Origin of the sequence: Vibrio ordalii ATCC 33509, from assembly GCA_000257205.1 — a bacterium.
GTDB classification, from domain to species: Bacteria; Pseudomonadota; Gammaproteobacteria; order Enterobacterales; family Vibrionaceae; genus Vibrio; species Vibrio ordalii.
Genome location: AEZC01000013.1, coordinates 1 through 22358, shown reverse-complemented (window position 1 = coordinate 22358; position 22358 = coordinate 1). Strand labels below are relative to the sequence as shown.

Sequence of the window (22358 nt, the reverse complement as noted above, 5' to 3'; positions counted from 1 at the left end):
TACTTCCTCCTAGAAAAGCTCGACTTCGCCTTCATCCATATTGGTTTGGATTGCGGCGGGGCCACTTCGATTGTGCAGGCGTTCTGTCAATTGGTTAAATTGTTCTATCCATGCTGCTTTGGTCATACTTTGTGTTAGTAAAGCGTTCAATAGCTCGTTTGCTTCCTGCAAATAATCAATTGACGCATGCGCATAATCACTTTGCTGAACCACTATGTCAGCAAACTGAAGAGCTCGAACACCATTGCTCACTTGCTGGGTTAATTCTTGTCCTAGCTCTTGAATTTTTTGCACTTCTTGCTCTATTTCTATATTCACTTGTTGAACACCACGCAGCATATGGTCTACATTCTGTTTCGATTCAATAACGTGAGTCATGTCTATTGATGCCATATCGCCAACGGTTTTATTGGCTTGCTGTACCGTTTGTTGCGCAACATTAATCTCGGATTCAATTTTGGTATTCAGCGTTCTTGCTTTAACCGACAAATCACGTACCTCTTGAGCTACTACCGCGAAACCGCGACCCGCCTCCCCCGCTCGCGCCGCTTCAATCGCCGCATTCAGCGCCAATAAGTTGGTCTGTTCCGATAAGCTTCTCACTTGATTTAACAATTTAAAGACCATATCCAATTTTTCTGACATATCGTGAATGCTGTGTACCGCCGAAATACTTTTCTCCGAAATATCAATCAGAATTTGTACAAAGCCATCAATAATCGCTTCTGTTCTTGGCAATACGGTGGTGAGATCATATTCGCTGCCCTGGTTTGCCAATAAGTTATTGACCAAGGTACTGGAAACGTGACTCTGTTTTTCACTGATATCTTGCAAGCCAAAAAATGCGTTATTTAATGTCTCTACTGAACCTTCAATCACGCTATGCTGCATGGTTAAAGGGCTACTCACTTTAGGTAGCGTCTCTTTGAACAGTTTTGCAATGCTCTGTAGATGTTGCTGCGTTTCAAGAGTGGACTCATCTCTAACCTTATTTTGTTTGGCTTTAGCTTTGTTTTGTTCACTAAAATTCATGGACAATACTAGCCAAGGTATTGCTGCCACAAAAATCATTAGCCCCATGCTCCATAAATTAGGGGAGTGAAGCATGACGGCAAAAAGGGCCATTAGCTGCAAAACTAAAGCTAAAATATATTTTGCCTTTGGTGTCACTGTTTTATTTATCATCACCCATTCCTTGCTTATCTATTTTGAGCTTATTTAATGAGACAGCACTAGCGATAGAGCTCATCACAAATCCATTGTGGTATGGCATTTAATGCTTTGATATTCTGTGTTGCGCCAATCTCTACTGCCGCTTTGGGCATTCCCCACACTACTGATGTTTTTTCGTCTTGAGCTAAAGTCAATGCACCACACAACTTCATTTTGAGCATCCCTTGTGCTCCATCTTTACCCATCCCGGTTAATAAGATACCAATGGCTTTATCTCCCACATTTTCGGCAACTGCATCAAACATCACATCTACCGAGGGTTTATGACGATTGACCGCAGGTCTATCGTCAACTTGACAGTAAAGGTGAGTGCCTTTTTTTATCACCATCAGATGCTTATCTCCGGGAGCAACATAAGCGCATCCATTCACTAAAGGCGCTTGGTTGACGGACAACTCTCTCACCTCTACGGCGCTACAAAGATTCAAACGCTCGGCAAAGGGACGAGTAAACATCGCACTGATATGTTGAGTGATCACAATCGGTGGCAACCCTGCAGGTAAAACAGAGAAGATGCTTTTTAATGCTCCCGTCCCGCCCGTTGAGGCTCCAATTGCGATCAACTGATAACGCGCCTCGTGATGGCTAGCAACCATCAGATCAACCTGATTAACCGCCGTTGAATGATGGGATTGAACGACGTTCGCCCCTGCCGCCATTTTTATTTTGTCGTTCACCAGTTCCCTATAACTTGCCATTTCAGCCGTGTTTTCGACCGATGGTTTAGGGAAGTAGTCCACCGCACCAAGCTCTAATGCTTCTAAAGTGGCTTGCGCACCATGCTGGGTCAAGGTTGAAATCATCACTACCGGCATAGGGCGTAACCGCATGATATTTTTGAGAAATTGGACGCCATTCATTTTTGGCATTTCAATATCTAGCGTTAGCACATCCGGGTTATGCAGCTTGATAAGATCTCGAGCTTGATAAGGATCTTGTGCCATTGCAACCACCTCCAGCATCGGGTCGCTATTAATCAGCTCGCAGAGTAGTGCTCTAAAAACGGGGGAATCATCAACAATCAGAACTTTGATTTTTTTCATTTAAATAACTCCACACCACCACTCTGTTTACGTGTTTTACGCTCCAACTGCGTGGCATAAATCTTTTCTTTAAAACTTAATCGACTCACTTCAGTCAATGGAATTCTTTTTAGCCACACTTTACCTATCATAGGTTCGAAAATGACTTTTCTCGGTTCTTCACCACCCAAGTCACTGGCTTCGACAATAAGCCGTTCTTGCTCAACATAGTTTTTGATGAAATCTATGTTTTTCTGGCCAACCATGGCTTTAAAACCCAGCATTTGTGCTCCACCAAAGAGTTTCACTCGTAAGCGCTGACGCTCAGCCCCCATTTTGATCAATTGGTTAATCAGTAGCTCCATCGCATAGCAACCATAACGAGAGGCGGTAGAGGTAATGTCATCAGGATGCCAGTGATCAATTTGCGAATGCTGATCAAAAGGTAGTAAAAAATGATTCATTCCTCCTAGCATAGCCTCTTGATCCCATATACAAGCTGCTACGCAAGAACCGAGCCCAGTACAAATCACCTCTTGTCTAGTCGTACAATACAACCCACCGGGCAAAACCTTTACCCAATCCACTTTTTGTTGGGGATGATAAAATCGGCTGAAATTCCGATTATCTGTTGCCAAATGCATCGCCAACGAGGTCATTACTTGTTCCTCATTTTTTTACGTAAATGGTGTGGCCGAGATGATGAAAAACATCAGCACAGCGCCCCACACTTTCTGAATGACCCAGGAATAAAATCCCATTCGGTTTCAACCACTTATGGAATCTTTCAATCAAAGCCTCCTGAGTGGGTTTATCAAAGTAGATCATCACGTTTCGGCACGAAATGAGGTCTAAATTCTTAGGTAATGTCCAAGGAGATAATAAATTCAGTTGCTGAAAATGGACAAAACGTTGCAATTGACTGGCGATTTTAATTTTTCCCTGTTTGATACCGCGCCCTTTTACAAAGCACTTTTTGAGATAGTGCTGCGGAATAGTAACCACGGCCTCATCGGTATAAATGCCCGCTTGTGCATGTGCCAAAACCTGTGTGTCTAAATCTGTCGCGTAGATATCAACATTGTCCGCGAAATCAAATAAACCGCTGCTGTATAGCGACGCAATAAAACTGTATGGCTCTTCACCGCTAGAGCAGCCAGCAGACCAAATTTTAGGATAACGCACGCCCTGTGATCGCCACTCATCAAGCAACACTTTTTCCAAAAATTCAAAGTGGTGATACTCGCGAAAAAACTGGGTTTTGTTAGTCGTTAACGCATTGATGAAGTGGATCCGCTCTTGCTCATTATGCTCAATAAGCTCCTTGTAATCACAGAAACGCTGAATCCCCCGCCGACGCATCTGACGACTCAAACGGCCGTAAACCATCGCTCGCTTCGCATCCGACAAGTAAATGCCGGCCGTTTTATGCATAAACCACTGGATGAATTTGAAATCCTTCTCGGTGAATTCAAATTCTTGATCATTGTTCATCATGATTGGATGGCTATCAGTTAGAACTCTTCCCATTCATCTCCATCCTCATTGAGGTTGAGCCTAGAATTGGCAACTTTATTGGTGGATCTAATGCCTACCACTTTCTTGGTCTTGGGTTTGGGTTGACGGGCGGAGATGGCGGTGTTTTGGGGCTCGAACGTTTTGATGTTGTCATCGGTGGTGAAATAGCTCATCAAGCTAATCAGCTCTTTCCCTTCGTCTTTCAACGATTGGCTCGCCGCGGAGGTTTGTTCAACAAGAGAAGCATTTTGTTGCGTCATCTCATCCATGGCTGTAATTGCACGATTGATTTCGTCAATGCCCGTCGATTGTTCAATACTTGATGCTGCAATTTGGGCGATGAGATCAGACACCTTTGCCACAGCGTCCACAATCTCATTCAATGTTGCTCCTGACTCATCGACTAAACGCGAGCCCTCTTCTACTTTCTCAACACTATCTTTAATCAGCCCTTTGATCTCTTTTGCCGCCGCTGCACTGCGCTGCGCAAGGTTTCGAACCTCTCCAGCCACAACAGCAAATCCACGCCCTTGCTCCCCAGCTCTTGCTGCTTCGACGGCTGCGTTTAAGGCCAATAGATTGGTTTGGAAAGCGATTTCATCAATCACACCAATAATATCGGCGATTTTCTTACTTGAACGATTAATTTCTGACATGGCCGAGATCGCTTGCCCCACCACTTCACCACCTTTACTGGCTTTTTTAGCAGCATCACCCGCCAGATCGTTCGCACCCTTGGCGTTATCTGCATTTTGACGCACGGTCGCGGTCATCTCTTCCATACTCGCGGCGGTTTCTTCTAAATTGGATGCTTGAGCTTCCACTCGTTGGCTCAAGTCATTATTACCTTGCGCGATTTCAGTTGACGCCGTGGCGACTCTAGCCGATAAGATGGTGATTTTTTCGACCATACCGCGCAGGTTAGCAATGGACGTATTAACTGCATTTTGCAGCTGCCCAAACTCGCCTTGGCTACCTTCTTCCATTTTGGTATTCAAATCGCCATCCGCCACTTTGCTCATGACATCAATGCACTGAGCCAATGGTGAAACTAACGTGTCGAGCAAGTTATTGATCCCCTCTCCGAGCTCTCGCATAAATCCGCTGTATAACGAGGTATCAATACGTTCGTTCAGTTGACCAGCAATCGCTTTTTGAATCAAACTCTCAACTTGACGCTGACCATCTTGTTGCTCGGTAATATCTATCCATTGCAATGCAGGGCCAATGTATTCCCCTTTGTGATTGCGCATCGCAATACAAGTTAAATTAAATTGCAGCGCCCCAACTTTGATGTTGGATGAAAATGGCAAGCGATCAGGGTTGGCAATAATACTACGTTGATGTCCCGGGTTTTTATGAAATATATCAATACTTTGCCCGACCAGATTATTGACATCAAAGCTTGTCAGTACCTTCCTCAACTCACTTTCTCTTGTACGCATCAGCTTGGTCAATGAAGGGTTTAAGTATTGAATAACACCCTCTTTATCGGCCATCATCAGGTTGGTTGTCATCCCTTCGACGGCTGAAGCCAAACGGCCAATTTCTTGTTCTTTGAGTAACTCTTCGGTCACATCTCGCCACTCTAATGTGTTCCCGATATAAGTACCGTCTTCATCAATAATGGCACCAACATTCAGTTCAATTTTTACCCCTTTGATATTAATCGTGGTGGTGAATGGTAAATTTGCTGGGTTCGACAACATTTGGCGTTGATGTTGTGGATTGACATGAAATCCATCAATGCAGTATCCAATCAATGACGACTCTTCTGCTTTAAAACCCGGCCATACGCTTTGAAAAAGCACTTCATGCTGCTTAAGTAAAATCAATGATTGCTTATTGAGATAGGTGATTTTAAAATCTCGGTCAATCATCATCAATGCGGTTTTTGCTGCATTAAGTGCAGAAAGAAGCTGCTGATTAGAAAGCCCTTCATTCTCATCGACCAATGGATCTTCTATCTGCTCAACAAATTTTTTTGGTTCTGGTTTACGGTTCCAAAATGCCATGAGTATTCCCTCTCAAAATAACGTCTTCTACAAATGTCTGATTTAACCCAGGTACATCAAAAAGGGTCTCGATATTAATTAGGAGCAAATGGCCGTTAGCCACACTAGCAATTCCCTTCATAAACTGTGGTACAACCGTGATGGACAAGGCTGGTACAGGTTTTATCTCTTCAGCAGCTAAGTCATACACTTCTGAAACACCATCGACAATAATGCCGAGCGGATTGCGTTGCGCGTCATTCAAAACAACAACAACTGTTGTAGCTCCAATCTGTGCAGGGGGCAGATGAAAGCGAATTCGAAGATCAACAATCGGTACATATTCCCCGCGGATATTGAGTAAACCAACTAAGTAATCTGGTGCATTGGGCACAGAGCGCACATGACTCCAGCCGCGAACTTCTCGAACCTCTAGGATTGGTACCGCATATTCTTCGTTATCCAGCACGAAACTGAGAAACTCTTGTTTAGCCATCAGGGTTCCTCACTCAGAATTCGGTGCATATCAAGGAGCCCTTGGGTATCGAGCAGTGACATGACCTCTTCGCCAACATTGAGCAAACCGAGCGAATACGCAGCGGCTGTTGTTTCACCCACGGCAGGAAACAGCACATTATCTCCCTGACCAATCACATCACTGACTGCATCAACGACTAAGCCCATGATGCGTGGTCGATCTTGTTGCATAGAGCGAAGCACCAATACGACCGTCGTGGACAAGTAGTCGCAAGCCGCCATATAAAATCGAAGGCGCAGATCAATAATAGGCACAATCATGCCGCGTAAATTAATCACACCTTTCACAAAACTAGGCGCGCGAGGGATTGGCGTGGGAGCCTCCCATACTCGTATCTCTTCGACATCTCGAATTGCTACCCCGTACAACTCATTTGCTAACCGAAAACTCAGAAAATCGGCCTCACAGCTTCTTTCTTCATACACAGCATTCAAAACACTCTGTGTTTGATTCTCTTGTTGATGATTTGGTGAATAATCATATTCCATGGCTCTTCTCTGTCACCTTCGCTAAGCGGCAATAATCTTGGGAGATAAACTTGAACGTCGATTCGAGTACGTGGCGATTAACCCTTGAATATCTAAAATGAGCGAAACGGAACCATCTCCCAAAATCGTAGCTCCTGATATGCCTGCCACTTTGCAGTAATTTGACTCCAAGCTCTTTATAACCACTTGCTGTTGGTCTAGTAGCTCATCAATCAATAAGCCAACGCGGCACCCAGCGGCTTCAACAAAGCAGAGTATTCTATCGGGCAAAGCTCCACTTGATCCCATTTCTAGTTCATCTTGCAGACGTAAGATAGGAATGTTTTCGTCACGAAGCCGGTACAGCTCAACCCCACCGGCGGCATACTTCACATTAGCTAAGTTGATTTGGATAGATTCGATAATGGTGAGCAGTGGGATGATGTAAACCACTCCTCCTACTTTGATCAGTTGCCCATCGAGAATGGCTAAAGTGAGTGGTAGACAGATGGTGAAATGGCTACCTTTACCTAACGTGGATTCGATATCAATATGGCCACCCAACTCTTCGATATTACGTTTCACAACATCCATGCCGACGCCACGACCTGAAATATCAGACACTTGTTCTGCCGTTGAAAACCCTGCGGCAAAAATAAGGTTAAGGATCTGTTTGTCGGTGATCTCTTCACGCCGTGTATCTTTAGGTAATACACCTTTTTCTAGCGCCTTTTGAAATATTCTTTCACAGTTGATCCCCGCGCCATCATCTTTCACTTCAACAACAATCGAGCCACCTTGATGATAAGCATGTAGTTCAATGGTGCCCGTTTCGGGTTTGCCTTGTTCAAGGCGAATGTGTGGCTGCTCAATTCCGTGGTCAATACCATTTCTGACCAAATGAACCAATGGATCAACAATACGTTCAAGGACGGTTTTATCGAGCTCGGTATGCTCACCAATGATGCTCAGCTCCACCTTTTTTTCAAGTCGGCCACACAAGTCTCGTACCAAGCGAGGAAAGCGGCTAAAAGCAAAGCTCATCGGCAACATACGAATATTGAGCACATTTTCTTGTAAATCTTTACTGTTTTGCAAAAGCTGAACTAGGCCTGCTTGCAACTTTTCTAATTTATCCATGGTGAAATCGTTGCCGATTTCGGTCAGCATTGATTGAGTGATAACAAGTTCCCCAACCAAATTAATCAGGCTGTCGACTTTCTCAATATCAACGCGAATAGAGCTTACGCTGGATTCTGCTTTCGCCACTTTAGGCGCAACAGCGGGCGTAGACTCTATTGATTTTATGAGATCGATGGGTTTTATGAGATCAACTTGCTCTGCTGATTCGGTAGGGGAAAGCGCGTTCTCATGAAACGTAGGTTGCGCCTCGGCCAAAGATTCCTCGCTCTCGCTGATCATATCTTGGGTCGTCGATTCTTGTACTAAAGGTTCAACAATTAAGTCACATTCATCTTCAACCCATTCAAAGATTTCGCGAATATCACTCTCTTGCACTTGGCCACTGAGAAAAATCGTCCAGCTTAAATAACAAAGCTCAGCCTCTATTTCCGCCAATTCGGGAAGGTGCTCAAGCTGAGCTTCCGCCCTGCACTGATCATCCAGTTCATAAAGCTCTCGAAGCAACCGAAGTGGATCATTACCACTGAAATAAAGTTCTCTATGCGGAGTAAAAACGACTTTCCAACCTAAGTGGTTCTCGTTGGCAGAAGCCTTTAAGAGCGATGGCGTCTGTTCATCTTCGGCGTCAAGCGGGTGATGGTCTGCTAACTCATGATCAACTGTCGAATTGTCGGCAAGTAAAGCATGCAGTGACTGGCTGACTCTCTGCTGAAGCTCACTATCAACCTCACCATGGCTCTCATGCCCCGCGAGCATATTGCGAATGCAATCACCGCTTTTAAGTAGAACATCCACACTTTGAGCGGTGAGAGCTAATTTCTCGTTACGGACTAGGTCAAGATACGCCTCAACAGAATGAGTAAATTCACTGATATCCAGTAGACTAAAGGTCGCAGCGCCACCTTTGATAGAGTGAGCAGCTCGAAAAATGGTATTGATAGTCTCCTTCTCAACCTGATTGGGGTCAAGATTGAGCAGTACATTTTCAAGCACTTCAAGATTTTCACGACACTCTTCGTAAAACATCTTGCGCAACAGTTCCATGTCTAAAGCCATAGCTCTTCCTGCCAGTTAACGTCATTTAACGAATGAAGCTTTTAATAAGATACGGTGTTCTATATGACCCGTTTTAGTGTTTTCAATAACGTTTCAGGGTTGAATGGTTTAACTAACCACCCGGTTGCCCCTGCGAGTTTTCCCTCTTGTTTCTTTTCCATACTCGTTTCGGTGGTGAGCATCAAAATAGGAATAAACTTATATTGAGCGTTACCACGTATCGCTTTAACTAACTCAAACCCACCCATCACGGGCATGTTGACGTCCGAAATAACAACATCAAATTTGGTTTGTTGTGCCTTACGTAATGCATCACTTCCATCAATAGCGGTTTCAACTTCATAACCTGCATCTTTCAATGTATGGCTTAGCATTTGACGAATTGAAACCGAATCATCAACCGCGAGGATCTTTGTCATAGCCCCTTCCTTGCAAAATCTCATTACTCTGCGAACAAGCTTTCTAAACCTAGTAGCGCAATACCTTCATTGAGCGTGTTTGTTGCGTGAACTAAAGTGATCTCAATTCCAGCTCGCTTTGCTGTCATGAACAAAGAGGCGAGCAGTTGCATACCTGCAGCATCCACGCTATTGACTTGAGATGCATCTATCGTTAAAGGAGGAGCCAGGCTTAGCCATTGAAGATAGTTTGCTTTGGAATCTAATACCGTTGAAATTTCCAAAGACTCCACCAACAAAAAATTCATATCTCATCCTTAAGTACTATTTATATTCTATTTTTAGGAGAACACCTGACCTTGAGTGTAGGAGGGAATACTCATTAAGCAAATGATTGAACACGGTAGGAACAAAAATAAAAACCTTACAACAACAGTGACCGTACGGTTAACTTATTAATATAGTTTGGATTTTTTATTCTGTGACTAGAACAAAAAAACCTACTCTTAAGACGTAAGTAGTAGGACTTTTTTTGTCATATGACAAGCACAGTACATCGAGAGAAAGCGTCTTCTCTTACATTGTTCGCGCTTTACAGTGTAAATTGAGTGTGGTTCATTGCGTTGAATGGTCCACTTTACACTGTAAATCACCTAACAGTCGGTTGAGGTCATGACGGAGGGTAGCCTCAATCATTTTCCGTCCAGTGAGATTTAATTGACTGGCACACTCTTGCCAGCTTTTCCTTTGCAATACTTTGACAATAAGTACATCAGATACCAGTGATAGAGCAGCTTTATCCAATGAAGTAATTAGCCGATGAATCCATACACTCACACTTTCATAATCCGCACCACCTTGCGCGTAACAACGCAGCAATGAATAAGGTAGGAAATCAACTTCATTTAAATCTGAGCATATGACACGATTTCGAACTAATAACAGGATGCTCCGCACTAAATCCGGCTCTAGACTTTGCAAAGGATCAGATAAAGAGAAAATGAAATGTTGTTCGAAGATCTGCTCTGCCCGAGTTAACCAATCCAATTTTTTTGCTTGGACCATGATTAAGGAAAAAAAACCACTCGCACTATCTCGGTGACTCCCTAGTTTTATCGGAACAAATTGGTTCTTAGCCCAAAAAGCCATTAAATCGCTCGTTGCGCCAAAACTCGTCGCTAAATAGTCGGCATCATTTTCCAACATGCACGCTTCAATCAAGCGGCTGCCTAACCCTTGATTTTGTAATTCGGGATGAACAGCAATACGCATGATGCGCTGACAAACACTCTGCGCAGCCTGCGTAATACCAACCTGATTAGCTAAGCAGACTGGAACAAGATGGCCTTTAGGGCGTCGTTTTCCTCGTTGGATATCTTCCACTAAAGCGTTGCAAAGCCCACCTTCACGTACTGTCAGCAAACAACCGACACAAACCTCGCCTACCATTGCAGCAACTAGCTGAACTTTATCGTCCGCTAAAAAATGAAATAGATCGTTCGGTGATGTCTGGTAATGAGCATTCACTAATAACGAAAAAATAGCGGCTAAGCGTGTCGGGTTGGCAATGAGTTGAGCCTTATCCAGATGCTCAATTTTAAGTGTCGCTAACTGTTCTGATGTCATCGTCGGCAATGTAGCTAAATCATAGCGAAGGAGGAAAGTATCGTAATGCCACGCTTCTAACGGATCACCCTGACGCCAACGGATCGGCTGATCTAAATGGAGAGTTCGAGTCCCAGCTCGATGGTGTGCTAACCAAGTTTGAAACTTAAGCGTGAACCCTCTCCCACATCCTTCGTAGCCATGAATGGTGGTAGAGAAGACCGCGCGATGATAGTGCTCAACCCAGTTTTTTAACATAGATAAAGGCAGCGCGGCCGCTTCATCTACCAATAGAAGATCACACTGTGGCCGATGCGAAATCAGCTCATCTGGTGCCACAAACGTCAATGACGAGTTTTGCCAAGTAAGGGATAGCCTGGTGACGTAAGCGCCTGTTAAGCCTCTAGCCGCATGTTCAAATATCGGCGCTACGGCATGGATTGAGGGTGCCGTGACCACAATATCTAATGAACGAGACGCCATCAATTTAGCCGCAGCAATACCAAGCGCGCTGCTTTTCCCTCGTCCCCGATCGGCAGTGAGAACCAATGGCCGCCTGCGATGTCCGTCCACCACACGAAGGATTGCTGAAACGGCATCGGATTGCTGTTCATAAATTGGGAATTGAGAACTGACTCGTGGATAAACGGGTAAAGGAGGGCAGGGTTGATTCTGCTCTATAACAACGAGCTGCTCGAACGCTCGCGTCAACCAGCGATCAGCTAAAGAGTCGTTACGCTGAGGGGCTTCAATGATCAACAGCAACCCACCACCGACCAATGAACCCAGCGCAGCACTGAAACTGTTCGCATCAAAACCGTGGTAATTGTCACAAATAAGTAAATGGCATTCTTGACCAAGAAACTGCTGTCCCTTGTTGAAGGGAGCATAACGAACGCATGGTAACGGTTCTCCGCCTAACTGAAATATGGCTTGCCCTTCACTTTTTGCGAGAAAATGCATAAGCATGTGTTGCTGCCATTGCGGCTCACCACGGATTAAGAGCCCAATACGCCATAGGCTACGCTCAGCCTGTACCATCAAATCATCTAAATAAGCCGCTATCATGTTCATATTTACGCCACCTCGCTGAAATGCAATGGTAGCACAGCCGCTATAATCACTGTGCGTCGTTAAAAATATTTTTCTTTACGACAAATTATATTTGCTTTAATCGTGACCATTTTTAACTAATTATTCACCTACCCCAGTATGGTTCTGGGCTATTTAAGGAATTCAAATGCAATGAAAACTTTCATCAAAGGATTGGTTTTGACAGCAGTTCTAGCCTCTTCACACGTAAGCGCGGACAACAAAACACTCAACGTTTATGCATGGGGAGGATATCTACCAGAAAAATCCCTCAAGCAGTTTGAGCTGCAGGAAGGGGTAACAATTAACTATTCGACCTTTGAAAATAACGAGTCAATGTATACCAAGCTCAAGTTGCTCAAAGGCGGTGGTTATGATGTGGTTTTTGCCTCAGCGTATTTCATTGAAAAAATGGGACGTGAAGGGTTACTAACCGAGCTGGATCATGCACAAATCCCGAACATGAAAGATGCTATGCCTTCACTACTCGGCCAAGCACACGACCCAAAAAATAGTTATTCCCTCCCTTATATTTGGGGGATCACTGGCCTCAGCTACAACGAAGCGTTAGTACCAGAGGGTGTCTCTCGCTGGGCTGATTTATGGGATAAGAAATATAGCCATCAAGTGATGTTGATTGACGATATTCTCGATGTTTTTGGTATGGCACTGATCTTAAATGGCTTCAGTATCAATACAAAAAATGAAAAGGAAATTGAAAAAGCCTACCAAACATTGGTCGCATTAAAAGATAATGTACTGCTGTATAACTCTGATGCGCCACATGTGCCTTATGTATCAGGTGAAGCGGCGTTAGGGATGCAATGGAACGGGAATGCCTACCAAGGCCAAGTTGAGATGCCAGAGCTAAAATTTGCAATGCCGGAAGAAGGCGCTGTCTTATGGATGGACAACTTTACTATTCCCTCAGGCAGCAACAACAAAGCGTTAGCGCATAAATTCGTCAACTTCATGTATCAAGCAGAAAACCAAGCTGAGATTGTGAATAGCTTAGGCTATGCATCGGCAACAAAAAGTGGACGAGCGTTGCTTCCAGCAGAGCTTCGCAACAATCCAACGATTTTTCCAGCCGATGAAGATATGGCTAAAGGGGAATTCATTAATGATGTTGGGCCTGAAGCACTCGCTATCTACGAAAAATACTGGCAGCGTTTAAGAAATCAATAGATTCGAACTGAATAGACTTAGTGAATAAAAACCCGCCGTGGCGGGTTTTTATTCTTTACATGATGGATGCTTAATCAAGCTTAGATTGAATAAAATCTAATATTTCTTGCATCGTAGCATCATCCACCTTTTTCAAATTCAGCGCTAAATTACTGCCTTTACGACTGTAATTTGCGCGGCCTTTGATCAGATCAATTTTTACATGCTCGGTGCGTTTAGGTGGCAACAACTCTTGTATCCAACACTCAATTGTCTCCGAAACTTCTTTGGTCAATCGGGCAACACCTTGTACGCTACTACGCTGCCAAACAAATCCATCTTCAGATTGACACTTTTCCAGCAAATTTGCTTGTTGCTTTGCATCGAGTTCATTAAATTGTTTATGCAATTTAACTATGGTTGGACGACCTAATTCAACCACATTTGGATAAGCTTGCAACAGCTCAAGCGGCAAAGCCGCCGCTTTTAGAGCACCACTTACTAGGGACTCACTGCATTGAAATATCTTGGCTAAAGCTTTTTGGTCTTCCGCTTCACCGTTATCCAGCTTCGCTTGCATCTCTTTACCCTTCTCATACAGAGAAAGCGGCTTGTGCGCATTTGCCACATCCGAAAGAAACTTCGCATGTTCTGAGTTTATGTCTTCAGCAACATAAACCAAAAACTCTTTACCCGCCAAGATGCAAGACATTCGACGACGGCTGCCATCAAGGACTTCAATTTTACCCCCAGCGGTTTTACGACCAACCGCAGGATATTGCTGACCACGCTCGCGTAATGTACTCAATACATCAGATAGAGCATGCTCATTCAGAAAAGCTTGTTCACGCGCATTCTGCGTAAAAACAATCGTCTTTTCCGCTACTTGATCTGCGGGAATCCTGACCAGTTCGAAAATGACTAATTCTTCTCCCGCAACCGCCAATTCGATGATTTGCGCTTGTTCTTTCGCTGCCGTTTGGGCTTCTTGCGGGGTGGTTGCACGTCGCTTATTCGCTTTACCAAACAGTTTCGCATTTAGCTCAGACGTTTTAATTGCCATGTTTTACTTACCCCTGATTTAGTGATGACCAATGACTGTGAAGCACTCGCTCAAGCTCCAGTGCACTTTTTTGTACAGCGTCTTGCGCAGTCGCTAGCGTCTTTTTACCACCTTCAAAATCGCTGGTGGTGAGATCAAAAACGGTGCTGTAGGTGTCAGCACAGGTTTCAAATGCTCGGCTACGCGGAATCGTCGCCATCATGACTTGATCACCCAAAAGGTAATTCATTTCCGTTAATACCGAGACTTGCTTTTTATTATCATCTTCAAACATAGTCGGCATCAAACGTACAAATTCTAACCCTTTCCAATCTTCTGGAAACATTTCATAAACCGTAGGAAGGTGTTGAAAGAAATTGACGGTTGACGCCCAATCTAATCGCTTAGCCGCGCACGGGATCAGTAATCCATTGGAAGCATACATCGCATTCCATACCAATGGGTCAACGTGTGGGCCAGTATCAATCATAATGATGTCAAAATCATTGCCAATCTTATCTATAAGTTTCTCTTTCAGCAGTCGAACAATATCAAGCGATTGGTTTTGCGAAAGATACTGCCACGCTTCTGCGTTAAACATTGCATCTTCAGGAAATGCAGAGATGGTTTTTAAATTGGGATATTGGGTTGGCAACATCACGTTCTTATGTAAGAACGCCTTGTCCACTTCAGTGTCTTCAGGCACGTTGTCTAACATAATATCAACGGCAGAATAGATATTACTGTGCTCTGATAAACTGATTTGCGGGTTGAGAAATAGCCGTAATGAACCTTGCGGATCTAAGTCAATCAAGCAGATACGGTAACGCTGATCCAAATTAAGGGCTAGGCACGCAGCTAGATGGACAGCCGTCATTGATTTACCTGTCCCCCCCTTTTGGTTCTGAACATTGATGACCCAAGGCTTATGATCACCATGCTTTTTCCTTTGGTTGAATTTAGGCACACCAGCGGCATCCATGAGCATATGGGCTTCCGCTAAAGAAATTGAATAGTGATTTGCATTGTTTTTAGTAAATTGATGGCCAGCTTGTTCCATTTTGGAAATGGCATCATCTAGCTTACGGCGTGTTAAGCCTGAACGAGTTTCCATTAACGCTTTTGACATCGCTGGGAAATGGTCATCACTACGTTCTTCTAAAACAATTTCAATTCGGTCAGCTTGCACCTGTTGAGTTTGCTCGGCGAGCTGGTAGAGATTCGCTATGGTTTGTTCTCTTTTCATTGCCAAATTCCATAATAAGTACCTAACGAAAATTGTACAGCAAAAAAATTAATACTCAACAAAAAGGTGAACATTCACTTTTAGATTAATATCACAATAAATAGAAAAACATATCGGAATTTAATGAATTGGCCTCATTATGGTCATCGTTTTTCCTTAAATAATAGCTAACGTAGTCCATTATTTATTTGAACATTTAAAATATTACAACGTAACTTATTTACATTGTAAATAAGCTTAAAATACCCGGAACGATTAGAGAAGCAGCATAATTTACGGTATGTGTCATTTGGAATGATGTCACACCTGTAGGTCGGTTAAATAAGCATAGAACATGGACAACAGTAACTAGAGCGACAGGGCAGGCAAAACTGGTCCTTTTAGTCAACGTAGCAGGACGCATGATCAAGGCTAACATGATGATCATGCGTCCGAAGAGATCCCACGCCATAGGAACAATGATCAAGAGAAATTCGCATCGTCTTTATCGACAAATGATCAGAAAACAAATGGATCTTCATCGGATCAATGATCAAGTGTGATTTAAGCTCGGAAGCATGTAAAAATAGCGCATAATTACGGATGATTGCAGATAGAGTCGGGGCTGAGCAGAATACCTAGTACATAATAAGTAAAATTTGAAACGCACCAAATCACAAAACCTTCTTCAATACGCTCTTGATCATGCTTTCGTCACACTCTCACTCCTTATAACAGAAGCAGTAAAAAGAGTTATTTGTCATTTCAATTCGTGTTTATACAAAAATCGACTTTGAAACAGCATTTCACGCACTTCCTTGATCATCTTTCCAAAGAAAAACCAAGCCAACATTCGTCATCGAGTTCAAATAAAATCATCACTTCAACTCATCATGTGGATAAGTTGTGCATGAGCCATGATCATGCTTTAAGAAAGTGTTTGATCATTGATTCAGTCGTCTGATGATCATCGTTCAGCATATTATTGATCATGCTTTCTTCTCTACAATGATCATGTGTTCCGTTTTCTATGATCATGCTTCTGAAGAGGATTATTTTTTATCCCTATAAAACAAACAATTAGAATGCTCATTAAGGCCAGATCATTAGATCATATAAACAATATAGATCAGAATAATCAAAAAGATCAGTTATTTAAAAGCAATAAGTTTTTCTTTATTTATGATCTTTTTTTCTTTATTCTATTGGAACTATAGCGATATTACGGCCAGTGTGACACGGATCTAATAATGAACGCAGACGAAAAAATATTGATCAAAGCACCAAGGAGCCACAAAGATGGCCATCTTTTTGAAGTTTCAGAAACCGCTGTTGATTGGGTTGATCAATACCAACATTTTAAAGGTGTTACAAAAAGTATCGTTGAACTTCTTAACCTGATCTCACTAAGAGGTTTCCGTAGCCAAGATGGGTTAGTCTCGACAACAGAGTTAATTGAAGCAACCGATGGCCAATTGACCAGAGCGGCTATTCAGCAACGGCTGCGTGCTGCAGTAAGTATCGGTTTATTTAAACAGATCCCAGTTAGATTTGAAGAAGGTTTAGCTGGCAAGACAATGCTGCATAAATTTGTGAACCCAAATAAGCTCATCTCTGTGCTAGGTTCAACCAGTCTGTTAACTGAATCAGTAAAACAGACAGAAAAACGCAAGCGTTCAAAAGCGCTGGCTCAAACTCAGGTCAATAAGCGTTTGTTGACAGAACATGGGCTAAATATTCCACCAGCGATGAAAGACGAAGCGGATCAGTTTGTGGTTTCACCGACCAATTGGGCTGGGATCATTGATCAAGCATTAGCTCCACCAAGAACTCGTAAAAGCTACCAGAAATCAATGGTGTCGATTTCTGGTACCCGTGCGATCATTGAAACTCGTTCTTCCAAAAATATCATGACAGTGGATGATCTAATGACACTGTTTGCACTGTTCACCTTAACGGTGCAATACCACGATCACCACCAAGAAGATTACCAACTTAATACCAAACACACACCGAATAAAACCCCACTGTATATTACTGACATTTTGTCGCTTCGTGGTAAAAAAGATAGTGGCCCAGCAAGGGATTCTATTCGCGATAGTATTGATCGAATTGAATTTACGGACTTTCAATTGCATGAGTTAACCGGCCGTTGGCTGAGTGAAAACATGCCAGAAGGATTTAAGAGTGATCGTTTCCGGTTCATAGCAAGAACGATCACCGCTTCTGAAGAAGCACCAACGGAAGGGGCTGATGGTGAAATTAGGATCAAACCTAATTTGTACATTTTGGTGTGGGAGCCTTCATTCTACGAAGAGTTGCTCACTCGCGATTACTTTTTCTTGTTTCCACCTGAGATCCTAAAGCAACATACGTTGGTCTTCCAACTCTACTCCTATTTTCGCAGTCGCATGTCGCGTCGCCATACCGACAGCATGCTACTGAGTGAATTGAACCAAAAGTTGGCCCGTAATATCGAATGGCGTCGTTTTTCGATGGATCTTGTCCGTGAGCTAAAACGATTATCGGAAGGAAAGGGCAGCGATTCGTTATTTGTCGTCAATCTTTGGGGCTATCACTTGACGGTCACCACGCTGATGGATAAAGAAAAAGTGATGGATTATCAAGTCGATATTAAGTGCGATGTGGAAGAAGTTCTACGCTACTCACGCGCTCGTACCACCAATGCGGGCAAACGCAACATGGCCCCAACGTTACCTAACCCACTGCGCAATGAGATGGTTTCTAAGCAAAAGCTAGAAGAACTTTCGGAGATCATTGATGGTGAATTTGAACCGATTCAGCGTAAAGCACCGTCCCCCAAGGGTAAGCTAGGACGGAGAGTCAAGCAGCGCAAACACCTAGTAGAGATCAATGCCGATGAAATTACGATTACCTTATCTAAATATACCTCTCCAGAGGCCCTAGAACGCAGTATAACGGCGTTATCAGCAATGACTGGACACCCGCCATCCTCAATCAAGGAAGAGTGTACAGAGCTGATTGATAAGCTTGATTGGCTGAGGGTTGGAAATGAGGCGATCTCTTATGAGACGTTAAGTAAATTGATCGAGCTCTACAACACGAAAAATGAGAATAAACATTTGTCGATCGAACGTTTGATCTCTGGTCTCGCGGTACGTCGCAAAGTGTGCAAGCAAGTGTACGAGGGGCATTTAGATGAATCCGTATTCCGGGCACTTGATGAAGTCGCTATTGGTATTTAAAAATCAATTTACAACACAACATTGACAGATAGCTGACATTTTGTTTAGAAGGTCCACTAGTATAGAAAGCGAATAGACAACCTTTTGTCCTATCTGATCAATTAATAGATTGGCTCATGTATGTTTTTAGCGAGTGATATAACTCGCTATTTTTTTATCTGTTGATCCCTGTAATCAATTAATACCCTCGCTTTATACCTTGATCATCGTTCCATGCGTGATATGCAAGAAATTGAGCATGAGCATCAATTAAACTTCGGGATAAGGCCTCATCAACGTGCTGTTGGTTGAGATGCTCCAAACTCAGTACCATCAACTGCTGCATCCGTTTTATACACCAAGCTTTTAACTCAAGTTCACTACCCGGCTCCGACACACAACGCTGAAAACGAGCGTAAGCAAGCTGCAGATATTGGAAGGCAAGCTCACCGTCAATGAGCTTGTAGTACTCATATTGGCTCAGGCAAGCATCAAGCCAACAAGCAATAGCTTTACTTTGATCATCACTCAGACCAGGCCCCCAGATCTGCTGTGGAACATTAAGGATCAGCGGTTGTAATTGAGCTACCTGATCATAGCGCTTGTTCAGATGCCATTGATGGATCTCAGTTAACCAGTCGTGAAGTTTATACATGACGTCTTACCTACAACTTTAAATGCATTAACTACAGTCTGGTGTATTTCAAGCTTATTTGCCAAACAGAAATGGGGAACCATGTGCTAAAAATCAGCACATTAAAAGAGTGTGGGGTAGGGGGGACTACGATAGTATGCAACAGAATAAAATGAGCGCTAAAACGCTTGAATTCATGCATGCAATATTTAAATTTAGCCTCGTCTAGCAAGGTTGGCAAAGTAATATTAATAGTTTTAAAAATAAGGTTTCTAAACCATCGCCAAAATCACAATATGAACTAAATATACTTAACAAATGAAATGCCGTTTGCTACAGATTACATGTCCCTTACGTGGTTTGTTCGGAGGTAACGATGTCCATAAATTCTATTGACCATGACGAAATGACTGATATTGCAAATAAGTGGGACTTCACGGAAGAAGTAGAAACACAAAAACCAGTTAAAAACCTTAAATCATCCGAAGCTCGTCGTCGTATTGAAGCATTAAGAGAGATTCGGGAAAGTGGTTTAACTATTGAGGAAGCGAAGGAGTTAGGCATACTTCACTGACGAGTTCTCACCATTGATCCCCCAAGGGTGGCGCATAGCCACCCTTTATATTTTCCAATTTTCTTGATTTCATTCCGATAAATTGCACATTTATGCTCTTAATTTTCCCATGTCCTATGCTATATTTCGTGCCACGTATTTACCGATCTAGGCTAACTCATGTCCTTCAACCTATCTTTACTTGCCACTGAAGAGAAAAACAAAGTAGAGCTCGATAAACAAGCTTCCTTTCTTGTTTGGAAACTCAAGCAAGGAAAAGCAGGGCCTGAAGCGATCACTCAGCAGCAGTCTAAAATTGCCAGTGAGGCCGAAAAAGAGTGGTTTGTACAATCGGTGAACAAATACAAAAGAGTGATGGGTGTTGCGTAGCATTCATGTCTTTGCTAAGTGGAAAATTGAAATGATCCCACTTTTTGCTAAAATCCCTCGCATTAAATTGAATTAGAGAGATCATCCCTATGGGAAGAAGTTTTGAAGTGCGCAAAGCCTCAATGGCGAAAACTCAAGGCGCAAAAATTAAAGTCTATTCCAAATACGGTAAAGAAATTTACATGTGTGCGAAAAATGGTGGTTCGGACCCAGACATGAACTTGTCTTTACGCCACCTGATCACAAAAGCGAAGAAAGACCAAGTTCCAGGCCACGTTATTGATAAAGCGCTAGATAAAGCCAGTGGTGGTGGTGGTGAAGACTACCAACCTGCTCGTTACGAAGGTTTTGGCCCTGGCGGCGCAAGTGTTATCGTTGACTGCTTAACAGATAATGGCAACCGTACGTTCCAAGATGTGCGTCAATGCTTTGTTAAAACGGGGGCGAAAATTGGTACTCCAGGTACCGTATCACACATGTTTGATCACCAAGCGGTATTTCAGTTCAAAGGGGATGATGAAGATTCTATCCTTGAAGCACTGATGATGGATGATGTCGATGTGACGGATGTTGAACTGGAAGAGGGTGTGATCACTGTATTTGCACCTAACACTGAATTCTTCAAAGTGAAAACATCGCTCAATAATCAATTCCCTGATTTGACTATCGATGTCGAAGAAATTACGTTCGTTCCACAAACACACACACCGGTTACGGGTGAAGAGGCGGAGAAATTCCAGAAGTTCCTCGACATGCTAGATGACTGTGATGATGTACAGCAGGTTTACCATAACGCTGAGCTGTAATAGAGCGAATTAATGAGAAGCCGAGTGATTGACTCGGCTTTTTTTTATCTGTGCATTGCTAACCGTGGTCTTATTCATAGAGAATAACGCAAGGATACATACAGCTTACACTCAGTTGCGTGTGCTCGTCCGTTTGGGTTGCTGGGTAATAATAAAAGGAGAAATTAATGAAAGTCAGTTTTATTGGATTAGGAGTCATGGGATACCCAATGGCTGGGCATTTAAGAAATGCAGGATTTGAGGTTAGCGTCTACAACCGCACTCAAGCTAAAGCACAGCAGTGGGCGCAGCACCATCATGGGCATGCAGAGCAAACCGTCGCAGAGTGCGTGCAAGATGCCGACGTGGTTTTAACCTGCGTTGGCAATGATGATGATGTCCGCAGCATAACGACCAGTGACGGCGGCGCGATAGGGGCGATGAAACGCGGCGCAATTTTGGTTGATCACACCACCACATCGGCACTGTTAGCCGAAGAGCTGGCGGCTGTGGCTCATAAAGCGGGGATTCGCTTTATGGATGCTCCTGTTTCTGGTGGCCAATCAGGGGCTGAAAATGGTGTGCTAACCATTATGTGTGGTGGAGATGCCGAACTGTTTGAGCAGCTGCAACCCGTATTTCGTGCTTATGGCAAGTCATCGGTGCTGATGGGGAAAGCAGGGCAAGGACAACGCACAAAAATGGTCAATCAAATTTGCATTGCTGGCGTATTAAATGGCCTGTCGGAAGGGTTGGTCTTAGCGGAAAAATCAGGGTTAGATATTGGCGTTTTGGTTGATTGTTTGAAAAATGGAGCGGCAGGTTCATGGCAGATGGAAAATCGCGCCGTCAACATGTCAATGGGCAAATTTGATTACGGCTTTGCCATTGATTGGATGATCAAAGACTTGGGTTTTTGTTTGGATGAAGCGCAACGAAACGATCTCAAATTGCCGATGACAGAAAAAACTTATCATGCTTACCAAGCCTTGTCTGAGCAAGGTGAGGGAAGAATGGATACTTCTATCCTTATCAAAGCCGTTAATTCATAAATATCACAGCTCAGAGATAGACTCAATTGGCCCTATTTAGGGCCATTTACACTGTAAACCTATAAATCGATTCCTATTTCTCTTCTGGCCCTGCATACCTACAGTGTCTATCTGTGTGCCTCTTTTCGAAAAACGATTCTATAAAATCATGATCGCCTACCGATTAGGGAGGACAAATGTCCTTCATTTTTGTTTGCTGTGCGTGACTGGGCTGGATAAATCGTAAGCGCATCATAAA

At 43.3% G+C, this 22358-nt stretch carries 20 protein-coding genes; 6 read left to right on the top strand and 14 right to left on the bottom strand.

Going from position 1 to position 22358, the window contains the following annotated elements; all coding sequences use genetic code 11:
• Positions 1–9: 9 nt before the first annotated feature.
• The 11 genes from VOR_RS0101010 to VOR_RS0100960 form a co-directional block, all read right to left on the bottom strand.
• Positions 10–1188 carry a methyl-accepting chemotaxis protein gene (locus tag VOR_RS0101010; RefSeq protein ID WP_029626782.1) on the bottom strand — a complete coding sequence of 393 codons (1179 nt, stop codon included), beginning with the start codon at positions 1186–1188 and terminating at the stop codon, positions 10–12.
• A 44-nt stretch (positions 1189–1232) separates the two neighbouring features.
• Positions 1233–2276, bottom strand: a complete 1044-nt coding sequence (locus VOR_RS0101005) for a protein-glutamate methylesterase/protein-glutamine glutaminase (RefSeq protein ID WP_010317280.1) — start codon at positions 2274–2276, stop codon at positions 1233–1235.
• Complete coding sequence (locus tag VOR_RS0101000) at positions 2273–2914, bottom strand: chemotaxis protein CheD (RefSeq protein WP_029626780.1); 642 nt, start codon at positions 2912–2914, stop codon at positions 2273–2275. Before VOR_RS0101000 ends, VOR_RS0101005 begins: the two co-directional genes overlap by 4 nt.
• A gap of 10 nt (positions 2915–2924) precedes the next feature.
• The gene (locus tag VOR_RS0100995; RefSeq protein ID WP_010317277.1) at positions 2925–3785 is read right to left on the bottom strand and encodes a CheR family methyltransferase; all 861 of its coding nucleotides are present in this window, start codon (positions 3783–3785) and stop codon (positions 2925–2927) included.
• Positions 3770–5788: a methyl-accepting chemotaxis protein gene (locus VOR_RS0100990; protein WP_010317276.1), complete on the bottom strand. Its 2019-nt coding sequence runs from the start codon at positions 5786–5788 to the stop codon at positions 3770–3772. The genes VOR_RS0100995 and VOR_RS0100990 overlap by 16 nt, the downstream gene beginning before the upstream one ends.
• The gene (locus tag VOR_RS0100985; protein ID WP_010317275.1) at positions 5769–6263 is read right to left on the bottom strand and encodes a chemotaxis protein CheW; all 495 of its coding nucleotides are present in this window, start codon (positions 6261–6263) and stop codon (positions 5769–5771) included. Before VOR_RS0100985 ends, VOR_RS0100990 begins: the two co-directional genes overlap by 20 nt.
• Positions 6263–6793, bottom strand: coding sequence for a chemotaxis protein CheW (locus tag VOR_RS0100980; RefSeq protein WP_010317274.1), 531 nt, complete (start codon positions 6791–6793; stop codon positions 6263–6265). The genes VOR_RS0100985 and VOR_RS0100980 overlap by 1 nt, the downstream gene beginning before the upstream one ends.
• Before the next feature lie 21 nt (positions 6794–6814).
• Complete coding sequence (locus VOR_RS0100975) at positions 6815–8971, bottom strand: chemotaxis protein CheA (protein WP_010317273.1); 2157 nt, start codon at positions 8969–8971, stop codon at positions 6815–6817.
• 59 nt (positions 8972–9030) lie between these two features.
• Entirely contained in the window at positions 9031–9390 is a 360-nt protein-coding gene (locus VOR_RS0100970) for a response regulator (protein ID WP_010317272.1), read from the bottom strand.
• Between the two features lie 23 nt (positions 9391–9413).
• Positions 9414–9677 (bottom strand): STAS domain-containing protein, encoded by a 264-nt coding sequence (locus VOR_RS0100965; protein WP_010317271.1) that lies wholly within the window; start codon positions 9675–9677, stop codon positions 9414–9416.
• 307 nt (positions 9678–9984) lie between these two features.
• The gene (locus VOR_RS0100960; RefSeq protein ID WP_010317263.1) at positions 9985–12048 is read right to left on the bottom strand and encodes a tRNA(Met) cytidine acetyltransferase TmcA; all 2064 of its coding nucleotides are present in this window, start codon (positions 12046–12048) and stop codon (positions 9985–9987) included.
• A gap of 171 nt (positions 12049–12219) precedes the next feature.
• Between VOR_RS0100960 and VOR_RS0100955 the strand changes: the two genes are divergently transcribed.
• Positions 12220–13254, top strand: a complete 1035-nt coding sequence (locus VOR_RS0100955) for an ABC transporter substrate-binding protein (RefSeq protein WP_010317262.1) — start codon at positions 12220–12222, stop codon at positions 13252–13254.
• Positions 13255–13324: 70 nt separating this feature from the next.
• Here the strand turns inward: VOR_RS0100955 and VOR_RS0100950 are convergent, their stop codons facing one another.
• Both VOR_RS0100950 and VOR_RS0100945 read right to left on the bottom strand, forming a co-directional pair.
• Positions 13325–14296, bottom strand: coding sequence for a ParB/RepB/Spo0J family partition protein (locus VOR_RS0100950; protein WP_010317259.1), 972 nt, complete (start codon positions 14294–14296; stop codon positions 13325–13327).
• A 7-nt stretch (positions 14297–14303) separates the two neighbouring features.
• Positions 14304–15521, bottom strand: a complete 1218-nt coding sequence (locus VOR_RS0100945) for a ParA family protein (RefSeq protein WP_010317257.1) — start codon at positions 15519–15521, stop codon at positions 14304–14306.
• A gap of 1229 nt (positions 15522–16750) precedes the next feature.
• Between VOR_RS0100945 and VOR_RS0100935 the strand changes: the two genes are divergently transcribed.
• On the top strand, positions 16751–18727 hold the full coding sequence (locus VOR_RS0100935) for a replication initiator protein RctB domain-containing protein (RefSeq protein ID WP_010317255.1): 1977 nt from the start codon (positions 16751–16753) through the stop codon (positions 18725–18727).
• Positions 18728–18905: 178 nt separating this feature from the next.
• Here the strand turns inward: VOR_RS0100935 and VOR_RS0100930 are convergent, their stop codons facing one another.
• Complete coding sequence (locus tag VOR_RS0100930; protein ID WP_010317253.1) at positions 18906–19361, bottom strand: hypothetical protein; 456 nt, start codon at positions 19359–19361, stop codon at positions 18906–18908.
• 355 nt (positions 19362–19716) lie between these two features.
• Here VOR_RS0100930 and VOR_RS0100925 point away from each other — a divergent pair, with 355 nt between their 5' ends.
• The 4 genes from VOR_RS0100925 to VOR_RS0100910 all read left to right on the top strand — a co-directional run bounded on the left by VOR_RS0100925 (position 19717) and on the right by VOR_RS0100910 (position 22120).
• A complete protein-coding gene (locus VOR_RS0100925) occupies positions 19717–19914 on the top strand; it encodes a PA3496 family putative envelope integrity protein (RefSeq protein WP_010317251.1) in 198 nt (65 codons plus the stop codon).
• Positions 19915–20073: 159 nt separating this feature from the next.
• Entirely contained in the window at positions 20074–20283 is a 210-nt protein-coding gene (locus tag VOR_RS0100920) for a DUF3283 family protein (protein ID WP_010317249.1), read from the top strand.
• A gap of 89 nt (positions 20284–20372) precedes the next feature.
• Positions 20373–21089 (top strand): YebC/PmpR family DNA-binding transcriptional regulator, encoded by a 717-nt coding sequence (locus VOR_RS0100915; RefSeq protein WP_010317247.1) that lies wholly within the window; start codon positions 20373–20375, stop codon positions 21087–21089.
• 167 nt (positions 21090–21256) lie between these two features.
• Positions 21257–22120: an NAD(P)-dependent oxidoreductase gene (locus VOR_RS0100910; protein ID WP_010317245.1), complete on the top strand. Its 864-nt coding sequence runs from the start codon at positions 21257–21259 to the stop codon at positions 22118–22120.
• Positions 22121–22358: the final 238 nt, after the last annotated feature.